This is a genomic window from Paenibacillus antri, assembly GCF_005765165.1.
Classification (GTDB): domain Bacteria; phylum Bacillota; class Bacilli; order Paenibacillales; family YIM-B00363; genus Paenibacillus_AE; species Paenibacillus_AE antri.
The window spans coordinates 295,877-314,717 of record NZ_VCIW01000005.1 but is presented as its reverse complement, the minus strand read 5'-3'; the positions used below and the strand labels follow the sequence as shown (position 1 = coordinate 314,717).

General features: G+C 50.6%; 13 protein-coding genes. 2 read left to right on the top strand and 11 right to left on the bottom strand.

Annotation, left to right across the window (positions count from 1 at the left end):
• Window positions 1-61: 61 nt before the first annotated feature.
• Both FE782_RS10940 and FE782_RS10935 read right to left on the bottom strand, forming a co-directional pair.
• Window positions 62-856, bottom strand: coding sequence for an SDR family NAD(P)-dependent oxidoreductase (locus FE782_RS10940; RefSeq protein WP_138194127.1), 795 nt, complete (start codon window positions 854-856; stop codon window positions 62-64).
• A 75-nt stretch (window positions 857-931) separates the two neighbouring features.
• A complete protein-coding gene (locus FE782_RS10935) occupies window positions 932-1,936 on the bottom strand; it encodes a helix-turn-helix transcriptional regulator (RefSeq protein WP_138194126.1) in 1,005 nt (334 codons plus the stop codon).
• Window positions 1,937-2,141: 205 nt separating this feature from the next.
• Between FE782_RS10935 and FE782_RS10930 the strand changes: the two genes are divergently transcribed.
• Window positions 2,142-2,951, top strand: a complete 810-nt coding sequence (locus FE782_RS10930; RefSeq protein ID WP_138194125.1) for an alpha/beta fold hydrolase — start codon at window positions 2,142-2,144, stop codon at window positions 2,949-2,951.
• Window positions 2,952-3,180: 229 nt separating this feature from the next.
• On the opposite strand, the gene FE782_RS10925 is transcribed toward FE782_RS10930, so the two are convergent.
• The 9 genes from FE782_RS10925 to FE782_RS10885 form a co-directional block, all read right to left on the bottom strand.
• A complete protein-coding gene (locus tag FE782_RS10925; protein WP_138194124.1) occupies window positions 3,181-4,263 on the bottom strand; it encodes a Gfo/Idh/MocA family protein in 1,083 nt (360 codons plus the stop codon).
• A 19-nt stretch (window positions 4,264-4,282) separates the two neighbouring features.
• Window positions 4,283-5,266 carry a Gfo/Idh/MocA family protein gene (locus FE782_RS10920; protein WP_138194123.1) on the bottom strand — a complete coding sequence of 328 codons (984 nt, stop codon included), beginning with the start codon at window positions 5,264-5,266 and terminating at the stop codon, window positions 4,283-4,285.
• Between the two features lie 37 nt (window positions 5,267-5,303).
• Window positions 5,304-6,092, bottom strand: a complete 789-nt coding sequence (locus tag FE782_RS10915) for a phytanoyl-CoA dioxygenase family protein (RefSeq protein WP_138194122.1) — start codon at window positions 6,090-6,092, stop codon at window positions 5,304-5,306.
• Window positions 6,093-6,138: 46 nt separating this feature from the next.
• Window positions 6,139-8,322, bottom strand: coding sequence for a type 1 glutamine amidotransferase family protein (locus tag FE782_RS10910; RefSeq protein WP_138194121.1), 2,184 nt, complete (start codon window positions 8,320-8,322; stop codon window positions 6,139-6,141).
• Window positions 8,323-8,395: 73 nt separating this feature from the next.
• Entirely contained in the window at window positions 8,396-10,099 is a 1,704-nt protein-coding gene (locus tag FE782_RS10905; RefSeq protein ID WP_238392422.1) for an extracellular solute-binding protein, read from the bottom strand.
• A 60-nt stretch (window positions 10,100-10,159) separates the two neighbouring features.
• Window positions 10,160-11,080: a carbohydrate ABC transporter permease gene (locus FE782_RS10900; RefSeq protein ID WP_138194120.1), complete on the bottom strand. Its 921-nt coding sequence runs from the start codon at window positions 11,078-11,080 to the stop codon at window positions 10,160-10,162.
• A gap of 32 nt (window positions 11,081-11,112) precedes the next feature.
• Complete coding sequence (locus FE782_RS10895; RefSeq protein ID WP_138194119.1) at window positions 11,113-12,063, bottom strand: ABC transporter permease; 951 nt, start codon at window positions 12,061-12,063, stop codon at window positions 11,113-11,115.
• Window positions 12,064-15,117 carry an alpha-mannosidase gene (locus FE782_RS10890; protein WP_138194118.1) on the bottom strand — a complete coding sequence of 1,018 codons (3,054 nt, stop codon included), beginning with the start codon at window positions 15,115-15,117 and terminating at the stop codon, window positions 12,064-12,066.
• A 405-nt stretch (window positions 15,118-15,522) separates the two neighbouring features.
• On the bottom strand, window positions 15,523-16,686 hold the full coding sequence (locus FE782_RS10885; protein ID WP_138194117.1) for a GntR family transcriptional regulator: 1,164 nt from the start codon (window positions 16,684-16,686) through the stop codon (window positions 15,523-15,525).
• Window positions 16,687-17,037: 351 nt separating this feature from the next.
• Between FE782_RS10885 and FE782_RS10880 the strand changes: the two genes are divergently transcribed.
• The gene (locus FE782_RS10880) at window positions 17,038-18,840 is read left to right on the top strand and encodes an RNA polymerase sigma factor (RefSeq protein ID WP_138194116.1); all 1,803 of its coding nucleotides are present in this window, start codon (window positions 17,038-17,040) and stop codon (window positions 18,838-18,840) included.
• The last annotated feature ends 1 nt before the right edge of the window (window position 18,841 follow it).

The following is an 18,841-nucleotide window of genomic DNA, read 5'->3' as shown; positions in this document are numbered from 1 at the left end:
CTTCAACGGTAAACGGCAACCGAACATCTGGCATGCTGCCGGAGTATATTTATTGGCTATCTTAAAATATTGTCGGTACCATTCCCCCATCCATGCGGATCGGAGATCCTTTGAAAGCTGAAGCCATCGGGCTGCAGACGAAAGCGGCCAAGCGGCCGATCTCCGCAGGTCTGATAAACCTTTGGATTTCGGATTGAGGCAGGTTCTTCGTCATAAAGTCTTTCTCTTTAACAACGAATGTCTCCCCTTCGCCTGGGTAAATGCTCTCGATGATCTGCTGCACATTCTCGGAGAGGGTCGGACCCGGAAGGATAGTGTTCACGGTAACCTCGGTGCCACGCGTAAGCCTGGACAAGCTCTTGGACAATGACAACAGCATGGATTTGGTCACGCAATATTGAGGCATCTGGCCGGAAGGCATAATGGCTTCCTCGCTTGCGATAAAGATAATACGGCCATACTCGCGCTTCAACATTAAGGGCATATAGAACTTGATAAGATTGTTGGCGGCGAGAACGTTCGTGCGGAAATATTGTTCCCATACGGAATCGTCCACGTCGTCATAGGACATGACCTCATAGATGCCCATGCTGTTAACGAGAATGTCGACATAAGGGAATTTCGAGAATATAGCTTCTCTCTGCCGCTCATCAGTGAGATCGGCCGCAGCATTCTGAGGACGAGTCTCGGGGAATTCCGCTTGGATTTCCGCTACGATGCGCTCAACGTCATCGTTGTTCCGACCATTTATGAGTACATGAACGCCTTCTCTGGCAAGTTCAAGGGCAATCGCTTTACCGATTCCCTTGGTAGAACCCGTTACTAAAGCAGTCTTATTTTTCAATCCCATATCCATCCGTCTGGCACTCCTTATGTTTAGGATAGGGATAATACTACCTCGTTTCGCCTCAACGGTAACTAGCGCAAGACGTCAACTCTCTTGCGCGACGCGCCAATTGGCGGGAGTCTCCCCTTCCCATGTTCGAAACGCACGATAAAACGAATTTTGGTCCTCGTAGCCTACAAGAAAGGCGACCTCTTTAATCTCCAACGACGTGTCTGCCAGGAATAAGAGCGCCTGTTCATGTCTAGTCTTCGATAGCAGCTTCTTAAAGCTTATTCCCTCTTCCGTCAGTCGGCGCTGCAACGTTCGATCGCTCATTCCTAGTTCGTTAGCTACGGTTTGAATGTCGATTCGCCTCCGAGTAAGGCATCGCGAAAGTATCCATTTGACCTTGTCGCTTATCGTTCGCTTGCTCTGATGTTCATCCAACGAACGTTCTAGGGCGGGAGTTAGAATGTCGAGAAGTTCTTCGTTGTACGACGCGAAAGGTCGGTTCAGATCCTCTCGATGTAACGTTAGCCGATTGCGGTCCCTCCCTGTCCGAACGCAGCAGCCGAAATACCCCTCAAGAACTTGAACGTCGCCCGTGGGATGGATAAATTCGACGGATTGGGCCGTCAAGCGACGTCCGGTCCCCCGGCGTCCAAGCTCAAGCAGGTAAGCGAACGTGATGCCGACTAGCACTGGCGGTCCGGGCTGCTCCGCATATTGCCACTCTAGCTCTATCGAGCATTGCTCGCCCTCTTCGCGTATGCGCAAGTTTTCGGGAGGGCACATTTGCTTGTAACTCGCCATTCGGTTCAGCGCGTCGCGGTAGTTGCGAGCGTGGAAGGTCGCCAAGGCGGCAGGCGGATACTGTGCCGTTTCGTACGCGGTCGCAAGTTTGACGATTCCCGCAGCTGCGTCGCCGACGATTTCGGAATAAGCTTGCCAGATAGCGTAATAATTAGAAGTTGAGACGACCGGATCATGAATTACGGTTAACGGAAGACTCGCTTTGCGTGCAACGTCAATAGGATCTATCCCAATTCCTCTCAGGCTTGTCCAGAAGCCTGGCGCCAGTTTGATTCGATCTGTAAATAGATTATTCATGGATGTCGACCTCCCGGGACAATAGCAACATAATATGGCCCGCGTTTCCGATTATAAATTAACCATCAGGCAAATTCATCTGTTCTTTCTAAAATCGCGTGGCGTGAAAGGCATTCCTGTGGGGTGTCCTCGAGCGGAGTTATGGAACGGTCGCCTGTCATCTCGAATATGGATATAGGGATGCAAGAAAGGAGGAATCTCTCGGATGAGCGACATTTTCAAGCAAACGAAAGCTATCGTTTTCAATAACCATCCCTTCCACTACCATCTATACGAAAACGAAGGCAAAGAAACGATTCTTATGCTCCATGCTGCTTTCGCGGACCACCATCTGTTCGAGCGTCAAATCGCTTATTTTCAACATAAGTATCAACTCGTTCTGATCGACCATCCCGGACACGGCTTTCACAACCGGGACGTCGTGCAGATTACAATGGGGGATTTGCCGGAGGTCATGCACCGGATTTTGTCGGAAAACGGTATCGAAGCGTGCCACCTGATCGGCGTTTCGTTGGGCTCGTTGGCGGCGCAAGCGTTCGCTGACCGTTATCCCGAACTTGTTCGGTCGGTGACCGTCGTCGGAGGCTACTCCGTTCACAAGGCGAATGAGCGGGCGCTCAAGGCGCAAAACAAGCTGCGATTGAAGTGGATCGTAACCAGCTTGTTCTCGATATCGAAATTCCGAAGCGACATCGTGTCCAAAACGTGCCGGACGGAGGAAGGCCGCGAACTCGTCGCGCGAGGGGCGAGACATTTCGGACGCGCGTCTTTCCGGGCGATGGCCGGAGTGGGAACATTTTTCATTAAGAAAACGTCCCCCGTCCCATATCCGCTTCTAATCGTCGTCGGCGAGCACGATTTGCCATATGTGGCTGACTCCTGCGAGGAATGGCATCGTCTGGAACCGAAGTCCCGGCTCGTCAGCCTGCAGGGCGCCGGACACTGTGCGAATGCGGACGCCCCTGAGGCGTTTAACGCAGTCGTTGAGGAATTTATTTCGGAGACATATATTTGATACGGGAAAACAAATAACCTTCTGTTGAAAATGAAACGGCCGCCTAAAAAGGCAGTCGTTTCATTTTTAAATAAAACAGGTTATTCAAACTGCTGCCTAGGTCCGATAATATGGAATAGATGATCTCTTGGGAAATCGTCGACACCTAGACATAGAAAAATCCCCTCCGGTCGACAATGTCGAGTCGTCAACCATGAGGGGAAGAATAATCGCTCTTTATTTCACATCCTTATTCTTTATCGAAATAAACGGTTTTTCCCGTTTCCGCGGAGATGTATACCGCTTCTAATATTTGTGTAACAATCATGGCCTCCTCCGGTTTAACTAAGGGTTCGGTGTCGTTCACGATACTGTGAATCCATTGTTTGGCTTCATACTCGAAGTCGGTCAGTTGTTCTCCCCGGAATAGTTCCCTGTTATTCGGATTTACATCGATTTTATTCAGGAACAAACTTCCGTCCCTCTCGCCGTTGATGCGCAGTTCATTTTTAGCGAAATCCGCTCCTCCCTTCGTTCCGCAAAGCAGATTGCCGCCGCCTTCCGCGATGTTAAGAGCCCAGCTCGTTTCGATAACGACCGTAGCGCCGTTTTTAAATTTCACGTACCCGAACGCCGAGTCTTCTACCTCGAATTCGTTCGGGTCCCAGGAACCCCATTCGTTCGCGGCATTTTCGGTATGCTTCAGCTTATGGAAGACACTGCCGACGACGCTCTCCGGTTCGTAGTTGTCCATTAACCACAAGATTAGATCAAGGGAGTGGGTGCCGATATCGATCATCGGACCGCCCCCCTGTTTCTCTTTATCCAAAAACACGCCCCAGGTAGGAACGCCTCTTCTTCGAGTAGCCACGGCCTTTGCGAAATAGATTTCCCCAAGCTCCCCATCGGCGATCATCTTTTTTAACAATTGGCTTCTGGCGTTGGAACGATTCTGATACCCGACGGTTAGCTTTTTGCCTGTGCGCAAGTGAGCTTCGTACATCGCTTTGGCTTCCTCGCCTGTGACGGCCATCGGTTTTTCGCACATGACGTGTTTGCCGCTTTCGAGAGCGTCGACGGAGATCGCCGCGTGAGAGCTGTTCGGCGTCAGCACATGTACGACCTCAATCTCTTCCATCGCAAGCAAATCCTTGTAATCCGTAAACACCTTCGCTTCGGGCGTACCGTACTTTTTTGCAGCTTCCTCGGCTCTTTCCGGCAACAGATCGCAGAAGGCCACCATCTGCACATTGTCTAGCTTGGACAAACACGGCATATGTTTGCCGTTCGCAATCATGCCGCAACCGATAATCCCTACATTTACCGTTCTCATATGAATACCCTCCCCCGGTTTATTTGAACTCTACCGTCCGGTTTTCCTTATGAGCGATGTATGCCGCTTCCAACAGCTCCGTCAATTTCGTTCCATCTTCCAATCCGAAGGGCATCGGCTTGTCGTCGAGTAATGCATCCGCCCATTGGATGATCGGAAGCGGCTGCTCTTTAGGGAGTTGAGTGGGTGAAATCCATCCGTTGAAAGGGAGATCGAGCTTCTTCGAGATGACGCGAACCGAATCATCCGAGATCATCAAGGTACCTTCCGTGCCGTAAATCTCAAGAGCGGAAGGAGTTCTGTAGGTAACCAGGCTTGTTTCCACCAACGCGACCGCGTTATTTACGAACTCAATAGAACACTGCGCATTATCTTCGACTGCTCGATTCGTGAAATAATGAAACATGGAAGTGATTCGCTTCGGCTTCCCCAACATCCAACTCGCTAAGTACATCGGATGACAGCCCAAATCCATCATCGCGCCGCCGCCGGCTTGCTTCTCGTCATACCAGTATTCCGGGAGCCAATTATTCAGTGCGCCGTCGTGGCCGTTCCGAATGCGCAATAGCGTAACGTCCCCTAAGGTTTGGTCGTCGATCAATTGCTTCGCGAACAATTGGTGCGGCCTTGTGCGAGCGGGGAACGAAATGCAAAACTTAACGCCCGCTTTGCGTACCGCTGCGGAAATTCGATCGCACTCTTCAACGGTAAGTGCCATGGCTTTCTCGGTAAAAATATGTTTGCCGGCTTCGGCGGCAGCGACCATGACGTCCGCATGCATGCTTGTAGGAGCGTCTACCACGACTCCATCGATGTCTTCCCGTCGTAAGAGCGTATCCAAATCCGCTTCGAAATCCGCTCCCAATTGGGCGGCCCATTCGCTCCCGCGTTCCGGCTGTTCGTCCCAGACGGCCGTGAGCTTCACATTCCCGTGAGATTGTAACTTTCTAGCATAATCGGCAGCATGCACATGCCACTTGCTCAACATCGCAACGTTCAACATTCGGATTCCCTCCGTTATCGTTAAATTTTCGGATGGTTCAGTTTCCTTCAAAGGGAGGCGGCGCATAATTGGCTCCGAATGGCGCATCGGGCCTCGTAAAGTCTCCCATTAAAGCTCTCCGAAGAGGCGTAGTTCTCTGCATAAAATCGACATCGTTATGGAAACGGTCCGAAGGCTTTACCCACGGAGGACTATAGATGTAATGCATGGTGTAGCGGTCGTAATCCCGATTATGTTCGTACGTCCGATGCCATATAGCGTTGTGGAACACCAGAACCGACCCTGCAGTTGCGCAGAGCACATGACTGATCGGCGTACCCGACTTTGCGGCGCGGACCGAATCCGGAAGAGGAGCGCTGCTTCGGTGACTGCCTGGAATGAACTCCATATTCCCCATGCCGGGCTCTTCTTGGTCGGTTAATAAGAAGGAAGCTCGGAGCTGGATTAGGGGTATCGGATACCCTAACTTCTTAAAATCGTAGGCGCCGGATCCATCTTGATGCCAGCCTCCCATACCGCCGCGCGCCGGTTGCTTCGTATTCCACCCGGACTGCACAATGAATCGATCTCCAAGCAAACCTCTGATCTTCGGTAAAACCGCCGGATGATCCATTAACCTTTCGATAGCCGGCTCCGTCTCGTATCCTCTGCCGACTTGACCGAATCCGAGGGTACCCGCCGCTTCATGAATTCGGATGGATGCATCTAAACATTGTTGAATCTCCTCTTTCGACAGCACATTCGGAATGACGAAGTAACCCCACGATTCGAAAATAAATCGATCGAGGTCCGTGAATTCTCCTGCGGAAACGATCGGGTGTAACACGTGTTGTCCCCTCCCTTACCTGTTTGAAAGAAGACTGACCTAAAGATCATGAAAACAATAACGTAATCGTTACCCCATCCGGATGATTAGGGTACTGCAGATGAAGAGTCCGACATTGCTCGTGCCATGTGAAGGCCATTTCCTTCTGCGTGCCGGCATGCTCCAAACGGACGGAAGCAGGTTTCTTTTTGCTGCGGATGCAAGCTACCGCTTGAACGCGCTCAGGACCTTTGGCTGTAAAGCTGTATTCCGCATGAGTCGAAGAAAGCTGCTCGGTTCTTGATGATGCGGCGATAACGGAAGGTTCCTCTGCGACGGGTACGGAATTCAAATCGTATAACAACGCATTATCGCCCGGGGAAATCTCGATGTGTTCCGTAACGCTCAAGTTCGGATCGAACAGATTCACATACATTCCATTCAATACAAGGGGTTCGGGGCTGACGGATTCGTCCAGAACCGCGGCGATGACATAAGGCCCGCGATGAAGCAGGAAGTAATTTTTCGGGCTCCATTGCAAGCTTTGGTCTCCAAGCGCGGTAATCGCGTCGGCCACCATGCGACGAAGACGGTCCGCCCCCTCTTTCGTCTTCGCGCATACGGCCGGATCCAGCCGTACATATCCGACGATCCCCTTCCCGAGCGAATGAATCCCCTCGTTCGCGTCCGCGTTCAAACCGAGGCAACCGAATAAATGCTCGGCGGGCGTGGCGTATCCTCTTTTGCCTTGATTCCACCATGCTCGTACGCTATGGAACGGATCTCGGCCGTCTCCGACATAAACGAGAATGCCGCCGCCGCGCACCCAATCCGTAATGGCGTTATGGATATCCGGAGATTCCGGCTTCATGAACTCATAACTAAGAACGAGCACGCGGTAATCGTCCAAATACGCGGGATACCGTCGAATATTTTCCAACTGAACGGGCCTCACCGTCATGCCATGTTTCAGCAAGGGCAGCGTAAGTCCGTAAAACGGAGACCAGTCTAACAGCTCCCTGAAGTCGGAGCCTTGGGCGGATTCGACGACCGTTCCGTCGTATTTAAACGAAGTTTCCGATTCGCTAGCACCGGGTACATTTCGCTGATACATCGCACTGTCCGAAAGCAGCACTCCGATCATGCAGTTTTCGCCTTGGAATCGGATCACTTCTTGCTGCATGTCTCCGAGCGTATGCATCACGTTCAAGAGTAACGTAGCATAGTGGTCCGGAATTCCTTCCCTGCCGTCTCCGTCCTCTTTCGGATATTTCCCTTCGAAGATGCGGCTGGGCCAAGGGGCTACTTCGTAATGAGAAATATGCGGATGAAGCAGCGAGGCGACGACGGTCTTCAAATAATTCTCGCGATAGTCCCTCCAGGTGTGCTCCGGATCATCCTCGATCGGATCGTGCAAAAACCACATCCGTCGATTCGTACCGCGGACTAACTCCTGCATCGCGCCGTATTCGAGGAACGCCGTTTCGAACGTGCGTTCTTTTCTTTTCCCTTCGTATACATTCGGCGTCCGCGACGTTCCCGTCCAAATTTGCGCAATATATCCGTCTATGGTCGGGAGATCGAGCAGCCATGACTCGGGACTTACAATCCGCCATTGCGTATAATTGATTAGACTATGCGTCGGTACATAGAACCGGAGATGGCGGTTATAAGCGATCATGGCGTATTCCTTCAAAGCCGCGCAAAGTCGGTCCAAGCAGCGTGTATATAAATACGCTTTCAGCTTGGCGGAACGAAACTGCGCGTCGACGGACTCATGCGGAGCCACCCATGGCTCATTGTAGTAAATCTGCCATTCCCGCTTAAAAGCCTCCGAATAACCTCCTTCCACCCAAAATTCCGGTTCTTCCAGATGAATGGCTTCGACGCCTGCATCGACCGCCCGTTTGATCCGGTTCGTCAGAAAGTCCGTAAAGGCGATGGTCGGAACCATATAGGGGATGTCTTTCGATGTACCGTGAATAATGGTTTCTCCGTACCGGTTCATCTGCGCTTCATCCCAATGCTCGCGTCCGTCCACCTTCCCGTTCAAATAATCTTGATAAGAGCCCCAAGAAACGCCTGTCATCAAGTGTACTTCGTACCCGCGATCGGCCCATTGGCGAATCCGATCCGGCATATCCGGCCCGACGCCGTATACCATAACGAAATCGGTTTGCAGATCGTAGGTCGGTCCGTAGGGAGCACCGATTTGAAAGCCGGTCCGCTCTTCCGTACGCGATCGATTCATGACTTCGTCATCTCCCGATAGGAAAGATCTATGGGATGGCTGCGATACCATCCCATAGTCATAAAGCTTCCTTCTAGAACCCTACATCATCTCTTTCCGCAGCTTTTTGAGCCACGAACTCCGCCATTTCTTCCACGCCGGCAGCTCTGAATTTCTCTTGAACGTTATGAAGCATATTAAGAGCTTCTTCGTCGGATGCCGCAAAAAATGCTTTCTTAAATTCCTCGTCGAAGTTCAAGCTGCTGGTTTTATCTCTAAATTCCTGATATTTAGGCCACTCTCTTGCAAGGTAGCTGGCGCTGACTTTGTCGATGATTTTAATAGGCATCTTCGCCGAGAAGCTGTCCTCCAGCTTTTCCCACTCTGTTTTTTCATCCTCGGCTTTCGGCCAAGCGACGTCAGGGGAGAATGCGCCGATGAACCGGCCCGGAAGATAATTGAGACCTGCGTCCCGTTTCAAATCCGGGTTTTCGTCGAATTGTTTTTTCACGTCGGGAATCCATTTCGGAACCCCGTTCTCCAACGTGTAGTGCGTTCCTTCGATCCCGAAGTGTGCAAGCAATCGGCCCTCTTCGCTGTTGACGTAATCGATGTACCGCAATGCCGCATCGGGATCTTTGATGTCGGCGCTTAAGAACAGGACAGGGAAACCGGAACGGCCGGGTTTTTCCACTTGCGTTCGAATATTTCCGCTCTTATTCTTCATCGGTCCCAGCAGTTCATATTGCATTTCCGGATTCGTCTTATAGAGCGTTTTTTGCAAATCGGCTAACATCGGTTGAGCTCCGAATACGGCAAGCTTGCCGGTCGTAAGCTTTTCGTTTGCGGTTGTACTCGTATTGCTGAAGGCTTCAAGATCGAATAACCCTTCCGTTAATAACTTTCTCATGTATAACAACCTAGCTTCATGGTCCTCGGATTGCGTCCAGTGAATCAGCTTTCCGTCCACTTCGCGATAATCCGAAATCGTGTAATCCGTCCACCCGGCAAGGAATTGGCCGTAGTCCCATCCATTCCACATCGTTCCGGCCGGGATGACCGGCTTCCCGCCGATATCTTTGAAGCCGCCGTCTCTAATCTTGACCAATAGATCATATAGCTCATCTTGGGTATCGATATCCTCCGCTTTTACATTTAAGGCTTTCAGGATATCACCCCTGGCGAAGAGACCGTAATTCCAGTTATGAATGCTCTCCGGGGTTCCGTCCGGGGTCTCCGTAGGAATGAGATACGACTTGCCTTCGAATTCGGGACTATTGAGATCGAATTCATTGAAATCCTTCGCGATCCCGGTCGTCACAAGTCTCTTAACATTCGGATATTTATCGAGATAAGGGGTTAAATCCAGAAGCTGTCCTTCCATTGCCGCCTTCTTGATGACTTGTCCTTCTCCCCCTGTAGTAGACCAGAAAGGCGCGTTAACGATATCCGGAACCGTACCGGAAGCGAAGATGGTGTTTAGTTTTTCTACTTCGCTTGTCGTAATGGATTCCAGCTTTAACGTGACCCCGGTGACTTCCCGAATTTTCTGGGCTACGGGGTTATTCTCTTGATCCTGCGGGAAACCGGCTCCGCCGCCGTTCCAAGCGCTAAGGAAGGTTACCGTTACCGGCTTGATTTCTTCCGCGCCCGACTCGTTCGCGGTACCCGATTCATTCGGTCCCTTCTCCCCCGTACCGGCTTCCTTGGTGCCGCTTGATCCCGTACATGCCGTCATGAAAAGCAACACAGCGATTAGTGTCATGCCTAGAAGATTTTTCAGACTGCTCTTCTTCATCCTACAATCCCCTTCCCAATGCGAAATTTTTATATAAAAGGGCTTAGCCTTTTATACCGACTACTCCTTAAGAGAACCTACCAATACTCCTTTAACGAAATACTTCTGAAGGAACGGATACACGCAGATGATCGGAGTCGTAATAATAATGACGAAAGTCATCCTCAACGCTTCAGGAGTTACCCCCCGCAGCTCCATTTGCGTCTCGGTCATGTTTTGAATCGCGGATCCGCTATTTCCAGACGACGACGTCATCGATTGGAAAGACGCTTCGCTGATCATCTTGTTCAGGAACGTAGCCGCAGGCTGCAGATTTTCATTCTGTATGAAAAATTGACCGGTAAACCAGTCGTTCCAGACGCCCACTCCGACGAACAAGGCGATTGTAGCGAGCACCGGCATCGAAAGCGGCATTACGATTCTTGCAAATACCGACAATTCGCTGGCTCCGTCGATTCGGGCCGATTCCGATAGTCCTTCGGGAATCCCGTCGAAGAACGTTTTCATAATGATCGCATTGAAAAAGTTATAGAGCGAGGGCAATACCAGCACCCAAAACGTATCCAGGATTTGCAATTGCCTGAACAGGATAAAGGTCGGAATCAGTCCCCCGCTAAATAAAGTGGTAAAGAAAAAGAAGAATACGATATACTTCCTACCGGGCAAGCCCTTCCGCGATAGCGCATAGGCTAATAAAGCCGTCAATAACACGGAAAATACCGTTACCACCAAGGTGCGGGAAATGGATATAAAAAACGAGTTGAGGATTAACGGGTTATTAAATGCCTTAATATAGTTTTCTAACGTAAATACTCTAGGGTAAAGATAGATCCCCCCCTTCATCGCGTCATAGCCGTCGTTGAACGAAAGGGCTAGAAAATAAATAAACGGATATAAGGCCGTGACGCAGAATACAAACAGCACCGTATAGTTAAGCGACATATATATTCTATCTGCCGGCGTCAGCCTTCTCGCACCCATACACACACCTCCTCAGGTACATCGCTAGCGTGTTACCAAAGCGATACGTCGCTCACGCGTCTGGATATATTGTTTACAGCAACGATGAGTATCAACGAGATCGCGGATTTGAATAAACCGATTGCCGTGGAATACGCTAATTGCCCCTGTTGGAGGCCTGTTTTTAAAACATAAGTGTCCAAAATTTCCGAGACGCTTAATGTTGACGGAGATTGCATCAGCCAGATTTGGTCGAAGCCCGCGTTCAGGATTCCGCTGAGAGAGAAAATCAGCAAAATGCCGATCGTTGGCGTAAGGCATGGAAGCGTGATCTTAAACAGCTTGCTCCACCGGCCAGCCCCGTCGATTTCCGCAGCTTCGTACAAATGCGGATCGATATTCGTCAACGCGGCCAAATAAATGATCGAACCCCAGCCTACTCCTTTCCAAATATCGGAAATGACGACCAGCGGATAAAATAAGGAAGGCATCCCCATAAAGAAGATCGGGTCCAATCCCATTTGGTAACGAATGTCGTTGACGAGTCCTACGTTAGGAGAAAGAATTTTTTGCATCAAAGTAACGACGACGACCCATGAAACGAAGTGGGGAAGATAAGAAATGGTCTGAAATACTTTCTTTATTCTTTCGTGCATGACGCCGTTCAGCATTAACGCCAAGATCAGCGGAGCCGGAAATCCGAAAATAAGTTTAAGGGCGCTAATGGACAACGTATTCCGGAGTACATCGTAAAAACTGGAATCGTTTAAAAACTGTTCGAAAAATTTAAAACCTGCCCACGGGCTCCCCAATATTCCCAGATTATATTTGAAGTCTTTGAACGCGATCAAAATGCCGTACATCGGATAGTAAGCAAAAACTAAAAACCATACGATGGCAGGAAGCAAAAATAAGTAAATATGCCTGAAATACCATATCTTTGCGAATTTCTTGTTCCTTCTTACTTGCTCAAACCCAGGGATGATAACCCCTCTTGGCATCATTCACCGAACACCTCCTAGAGCAGTCAATCTAAGGGTCACTATTTCGAAAGGGGCGAACGTAAGGTTCAGCGTTTGTCCTTTGATATCCAGTTGTTCGATACGCCTTTCCAACAGATCGGCAAGCCATGCATCGGACATCTGAAAGCCTGTATGCAGATTCGTTTGGATCCGGGTTCCTGCCGTTTCATACAGTCTAATGATGATCTCCTCGCCGTCCTCCGCCTTCTTCACGGTTTCGACCATGACGTTCGGGTGGTCAAGCTTCAGGAACGAATCCATTCCCGCCGGCTTAGGAGCGGTGCCGATGTCGCTGCGATTCGATGCTTCGACGGTACGAAGCGGAACATTCAATTCATAACCGCGCTTATACACTTCTGCTTGGACATGGTCCCCTTGATGCGGATAAAGCGAATAGATGAAAGAATGTTTCGCGCGATCCGCCTCGGGATCCGGATAACTCGGACTTCGCAGCAAGTTTATATCGAGAACGTTGTTTTCTGCGCGGTGCCCGTATTTGCAATCGTTAAGCAGCGCTACTCCGTAGTCCGGCTCCGATAGATCGATCCAATGATGGGCGCAAATTTCGTCCTTCGCGTAATCCCACATCGTATTGCGGTGAGTCGGCCGCTGGATGTATCCGAACTGGATTTCGCAATTGACGTGATCCGAACGGACATTCACCGGGAAGGATGTCCGGAGCATCTTCCCCGATTCCTTCCAATCGACTTCCGTTACGAAATCGATTCTTCTGCTTCCGGCGGTAAGAACGACTTTCTGCGTCAGACTGGATTGGCCAAATTTGTACCGGATCAAGAAGCCGGCGACCGGACCGTTGACGATAGGTTCCAATCCTTCCATCGTAAGCGGCGTTCCGCCGGACTGTCGATAGGTAGAAGGGAAATCCCAAGCGTCGCCTTCATCATGGTAGATGCGGAGGGCATTGGCTTGTTCCCCTGGAACGACGATTTCCCTTTCGGATTCCTTGTCCCATATGGACTTGATTCCGCCGTCCGCGCCGAACGTCACTTTAAGCAGGTCGTTCTCCGCCGCTCGCTCGCGAAGTGATACCTTCATCTCCGATACTGTTGCATCTTTGTTTACGATAGAAACAATATTGGAATCCCCCGAGACGAAGCCCATCGGCGGAACGCGAAGCCGCAGCCATTCTTCGTCCAGCTTCAGCCATTCTACCCGCTCCCATGGCAATGAATTGAAGATTAGGACGCTATTTTCTTTCTGACCGGCTAAACACATTGAACCCGCTACGGATGTATAGCTCGTTGCGATCATCCGCTCGACTTGTTCGAGCATCGTCGCATATCGTTCTAATGACTCGTCATAAACCCGCTTAATCGAGGACCCTGGAAGGATGTCATGAAATTGGTAAAGCAGCACTTCCTTCCAAATTCTCTCCAGTTCCTCGGATGGATACGGATATCCATTTGCCATCCATGCGAGCACGGAGGCATATTCAAGCTCGCGCAACGCTTTTTCCATCTTCCGATTGAAACGTTTGTTTCGCGCTTGGCTCGTTAAGGTTCCTTGATGTTTCTCCAAATACAGCTCCCCGCGCCAAGATTGATATCGTTCGCCGTCTTCGGCAAGTTTTTCGAAGAAACGTTCCGAGGGCTCTTGTACGACGGGAGCTAATCCAAGTAGATTTTTCTCTCGACTCAGTCTCTCAAGATGCTCTTCCCCCGGACCGCCTCCTCCGTCGCCGATGCCGAACAGCATTAGGCAACGATCGGAGATGTTCTTATCCAAATACTCCTTCTCCGCTTTCATAATGGATCGAGGTGCAGCAGGGCTATTGTAGGTATCTTCCGGCGGCATATGGGCGAGAACTCTAGAGCCGTCGATCCCTTCCCAAAAGAAGGTATGATGCGGGTGCCGGTTGTACATGTTCCAGGATAGCTTCTGGGTCATCATGTAGGTAACGCCGGATTTCTTTAAGATTTGGGGTAAGCTAGCGGAGTATCCGAACACGTCAGGCATCCATAAGGTACTGATGTCGTGTCCGAATTCTTGTTGAAAATACCGTTTCCCGTATAAGACTTGCCTGACAAGCGATTCTCCCCCTGGCACATTGGTATCCGATTCAACCCACATCGCGCCTTGAGGCTCCCACCTTCCTTCCTTGATTCTCTCTTTGATCTCCGAGTATAGTTTCGGATAATACTCCTTCATCCAGTCGTACAGTTGGGGCTGGCTTGCGCCGAACACATAATCCGGATAACGTTCCATCATTCTCAATGCGGTCGCAAAAGATCTCGCTCCTTTGCGAATCGTCTCTCGGATCGGCCATAGCCAGGCAAGGTCGATGTGCGCATGCCCGATGGCACTGATCGTTAACACCGGATCGCCTCCGCGCATCGCCAGTTCCTTGCCGAGGATTCGGCGCGCTTCCGCTACTCGTTGATCGGTCAGCTCCGTTAATAACAGGGAAACATCGGATAACGCGCGGTATATCTTCTCCTTGCGAGCGGAACCCGATGGCAGCTGTTCGGCGGTTTCCACCAGCACCTCCGCGTCGTAGTACAACTGTCTTACCTGTTCCCGGCAAATGGCGATAACCGCTTCCTTCAACGTTCCGCTTCGGAACTGCCCGAATAGGTCGTTGCAGCCGGCATCGGCCCATAGGTCGATCGTTTCCTCCCCCGTTGACGACTCGCAAATGTGTACGACGCGTTTCCCCGGAAGCCCAAGGGAGGTATCAAACTCCGAATTAATATTTGTCAGCCCTTGTTTCGGGATGCCTTCATGATCCACAATGCATAATTCGCCGTTCACATCGATGAGCAACACGACTTTCGCGCCTGCCGCTTCCCTGGGCACTTTGCCTGTGAAATGAAACCACCCGCAGTCCCATAATTTCCCCCATCGATCTCCTGCACGAAGTTCTAATTTTTGCCCTGAATACCTCTCGGCGTATAGAACCGGCTCGGGCGTCACCCAGACGGTAACGTGTAAATCCGAAAGCGGAACATAAATGGACTTCTCCAGACGCCTTAACATGGATTTCAATGTTTCCGGTCTTACTTTTTCGTAGGGCATATAGCGAGTGACCCCCCCCTTCTTTGCAAGCGATTTCATTTCCTTGGTTATAATATATTCCATTTAATAAATATATTCAATATGTCGGGAGAAATTTTCTATAGCTTCCTCATATAGGCATAAAGTAACCTTTATATCGGAAAACAAGGTTCTGGTGGGTATTTTATTGTGGATTTGCATGAAAAGGGGGAGATATTGATCTTGAGGAGGAATCCTGATCCGTAGGTAATAAAGAAGAGGATAAGCGACCGCTTACCCCCACCCTTTATTCAGGCGTATTTATGTTATGGAAATAATATACCCTATTCAATATATACATATTAATGATGTGAATTGTTTGAAGTTTGAAGTGGATTTCTGTATCTGTTTTGGGGACTTCTTTAGAGGTTTACATGAGCGTCGGACTCATTCGTTAGGCGGTTGTTGAATTCGTTGTCCCGTCGTCTCGCCGATGACCAATTCCGGCTCCACTAGTGTTTTTATGTATTTTCCATTTTGACCGTCATCACCGTTAATGACCTCGTGCAGCGTGTAAGCCGCACGGTAGCCCATGTCCCGTTCAAACTGTTTGACATGAGTGAAAGTGCCGTATCCCTCGATAATTGAGGTCGGATCGTCGAAACTGATAATGGATATGTCCTGGGGCACCTTCAATCCGGCCTGACGCGCAATCTCGTAGATTTTCACCCCAAGACTTCCATTTAGTGTGATGTAGGCCGTTGCCATTCGATTTTGGATATAACGGTACAGCGGATGTGTTTCAACCTGGTCTAGGTTTCCTAATTCAAAACCGGTTACGATGTGGGCAGGGTTAATTAGCGATCCTTTTTCCTTCAAGGCATTCATATATCCATCGATCCGCTCTTGAACGGTAACGGTTTGTAAGGGCGAATCGGAACATATGGCGATTTCGCGATGCCCCAGCTCCCACAAGTAATTTACGGCCAGGCCAACCCCGAACCTGCCGTCTGAAGCTATATAATGAGTTTCCACCCCGGGAAGGTAACGGTCGATGAGTACGAACGGAAATCCCGCAAATTTCATGCTTAAAATTTCCTCGTTAAACAATTCCTCGTCAACCGGAAAAATCAATAAACCTTCCACTCCGATTTTCCTACATGTCTTGATGGCCTCTTTCTCCTTATCGATGTCGCCTTCAGAGAAATAGATAACGCATCGGTAGCCATTCTCGTTTAATGCTTGCTGAATACCTTGTACAAGTCGGATGGTAAAATAGTCATAAATGCTGGGTAATATGAGGCCTATCAACCGCGTCCGCATTTCTCTGCTGGCTGCCTCGACACGCTTTACCGCGCTTTTAAGAGTCGTCGGGATTTCATGTTCAGGATCGCTTACGAAAGTCCCCTTTCCGGGTACCCTAGTTATGATTCTTTCGTTAACCAAACCGGACAGGGCATTCACGACAGTGATCTTACTTACTCCAAACCGCTCCATCAATTCCTTTTCCGTAGGAATACGGTCTCCTATCTTCAATTCTTGCGACGCAATCAAGTCTCGTATATACTCTTGGACCATCTGATACAAAGGTGTTCTTTCCGTTGTGTTCATCCGATTCACCACATTTCATGCAGTTTGGTTTGTATTATTATACCACGCTATTTTGGAATAATCAGATTTATCAGTAAAAATAAATATGTTCAATATATATTGTAAAGGACGCCGACAGCGGACGTACAACCTGCTGTTCCAGCCCGGAGTTTTGGACGAATCGCTGCTCCCCTTCCACGACTTTTCTAGGCGATGTTTTCGGCGTGCGCGCAGCGTAGAGATCGTCTATTTGGCACTTTTTCCATATTTTTTTCTTCTGATATTCATTAAAATGAAAGAAAGGTGTTGAGAACGTTTCGGCGATTGGCATCTAACTTATCGAGGGCAGGCGGAGACACGGAGGTCGGACATGTGAGCAGTTACGATTACAGCATCAACTTCAACGCTGAAACCGATCGCGGGGAAGCGGATGAAGTCGACCGCCGCCGAATGCTGGCGGAGAGAGCGCAGTTGGGCGATACGGAAGCGTTCGGCGAATTGATTGAGCAGCATCGGAGCAAGGCGAAAATGTGGGCCGAGCGGATGACCGGGGATCCGCATATGGCCGACGACATCGTTCAGGACGCGCTCATTCGCGCCTTTCTGCACATCGGTTCACTGCACGATACGAGCCGATTTCTGCCTTGGCTGCATAAAATCGTTCGCAACCAAGCGAACATGCGTCTACGGCGGGGCGGCCCGTACAAGCGGGAGAAACCGTTCGCGGCGTTCGGTTTGCCGGATAGCGAGGCGGACTCGGTGGATTGGGACGACTTGGACAGCGTGCTCTTCCATTTGACGCGGACGGCCGCTAACGCGGCAAAGAACGTCCATGATCCCGCGGAGTCTCTTATGCGCAAAGAGCTCTACGAGACGATCCATTCGGTGCTGAACTGCTTGAACCGCAAAGAGCGGGATATTTTCGAGGCGTACTTTTTCAAGCAGTTGAGTCCGGACGAAATCGCCGCCATGTACCAGATGACGACTGGCTCCATCTATACCTATATCCACCGCTCCCGCCAAAAGCTGCGACAAGAGCACATCCGCGTCTCTCTCGGCCTACTACCTGACAAGGGAGGAATGGCATTGGTCAAAAGCAGGCTGCTCCCATTGCCGGAATGGCCGGCATCGGATGCCGTCATGCAATCCTTCGTCGATCGAATCGGACATCTGCTCGCCGCGATAGGCGACAAGCGGGAAACCGCCGAGTTAATGGGCCTATCCGGCTTCGCCTTTCGCATTCAGATTTCCGATAAAACGACGTTCGCGGACGGCATCTACATGTTCGATTGGCGGCGAACGCTAATGTCGTTCATGCAGGAGCTCGGATACGAAGTCTCCCTGCTGTGCGGGCAACTAGCGGATTCGCCGGTACCGTTGTTGGGAGCCGTCGAGAGGTTTCCGGTCGTGCTGCCGATCGAGGAAGCCGTTATCCCTTTCATCCGCAGAGCGATCGATGCCGGCAAACCCGTGATCTATTTCGACACGACCGCTTCCAGGCCGTACGTGCACGAATGGTCGTTGATTTACGGCTACGACGATGAAAAGCGAACCGTACGACTGACCGACGTCATGAAGCCGGATGGCAAAACGTTGACTTACGAGGATATCGCCCTCAACCCGGTTCGGTTTTTAGCGTCGGTCAACCGGATCGAAGAGTCGGTGAAGCTGCCCGCTTTACATGCAAGAGATGCAGCGAGGCGGCATATGGCGGAGGTCAGCATTCGCCGTGCCGTCGAGCATGCGAAAAACCCGCGCGCCTATTGCCCGATGACTGCATATTTATCTTATACGTCAGGCTTGTCCGCTTACGATCGATGGATCCGGCATATGCGCGGGGATCCCGCCATTCCGCCGAACAGGTACGGGGTCGGCCAGCTTGCTGCCGTATATGCGCAGGCAAGATCCTACGCCGCCCGTTATTTGCGAGGCGTCCCGCTGCAAGGCGAAGCGATGCGGTTTGCGCTGCTCGCTTCGGAAGCGTATGAACAAGCCGGCGAAGCTTTGGGCGAGTTCAGCGCTGCGGTGCCGTTCATGCGAACGGCGGAGGTGCTGTCTCCCGAGCATTGCGAGAAATGCGCGGTATGGCTCGAGCAAGCCAAAGCCTTCGAAGCCGCAGCGATCGGTTACTTGGAAAAAGCAGTCGACCAATTGGAGAAGGGGAAATCACTTTGAG

Bases quoted from the DNA above. Each gene is read 5' to 3' on its own strand.
- FE782_RS10885 (WP_138194117.1), bottom strand. From the start codon at position 16,686: ATGAACACAACGGAAAGAACACCTTTGTATCAGATGGTCCAAGAGTAT.
- FE782_RS10925 (WP_138194124.1), bottom strand. From the start codon at position 4,263: ATGAGAACGGTAAATGTAGGGATTATCGGTTGCGGCATGATTGCGAAC.
- FE782_RS10910 (WP_138194121.1), bottom strand. From the start codon at position 8,322: ATGAATCGATCGCGTACGGAAGAGCGGACCGGCTTTCAAATCGGTGCT.
- FE782_RS10900 (WP_138194120.1), bottom strand. From the start codon at position 11,080: ATGGGTGCGAGAAGGCTGACGCCGGCAGATAGAATATATATGTCGCTT.
- FE782_RS10940 (WP_138194127.1), bottom strand. From the start codon at position 856: ATGGATATGGGATTGAAAAATAAGACTGCTTTAGTAACGGGTTCTACC.
- FE782_RS10890 (WP_138194118.1), bottom strand. From the start codon at position 15,117: ATGCCCTACGAAAAAGTAAGACCGGAAACATTGAAATCCATGTTAAGG.
- FE782_RS10905 (WP_238392422.1), bottom strand. From the start codon at position 10,099: ATGAAGAAGAGCAGTCTGAAAAATCTTCTAGGCATGACACTAATCGCT.
- FE782_RS10920 (WP_138194123.1), bottom strand. From the start codon at position 5,266: ATGTTGAACGTTGCGATGTTGAGCAAGTGGCATGTGCATGCTGCCGAT.
- FE782_RS10895 (WP_138194119.1), bottom strand. From the start codon at position 12,063: ATGATGCCAAGAGGGGTTATCATCCCTGGGTTTGAGCAAGTAAGAAGG.
- FE782_RS10935 (WP_138194126.1), bottom strand. From the start codon at position 1,936: ATGAATAATCTATTTACAGATCGAATCAAACTGGCGCCAGGCTTCTGG.
- FE782_RS10930 (WP_138194125.1), top strand. From the start codon at position 2,142: ATGAGCGACATTTTCAAGCAAACGAAAGCTATCGTTTTCAATAACCAT.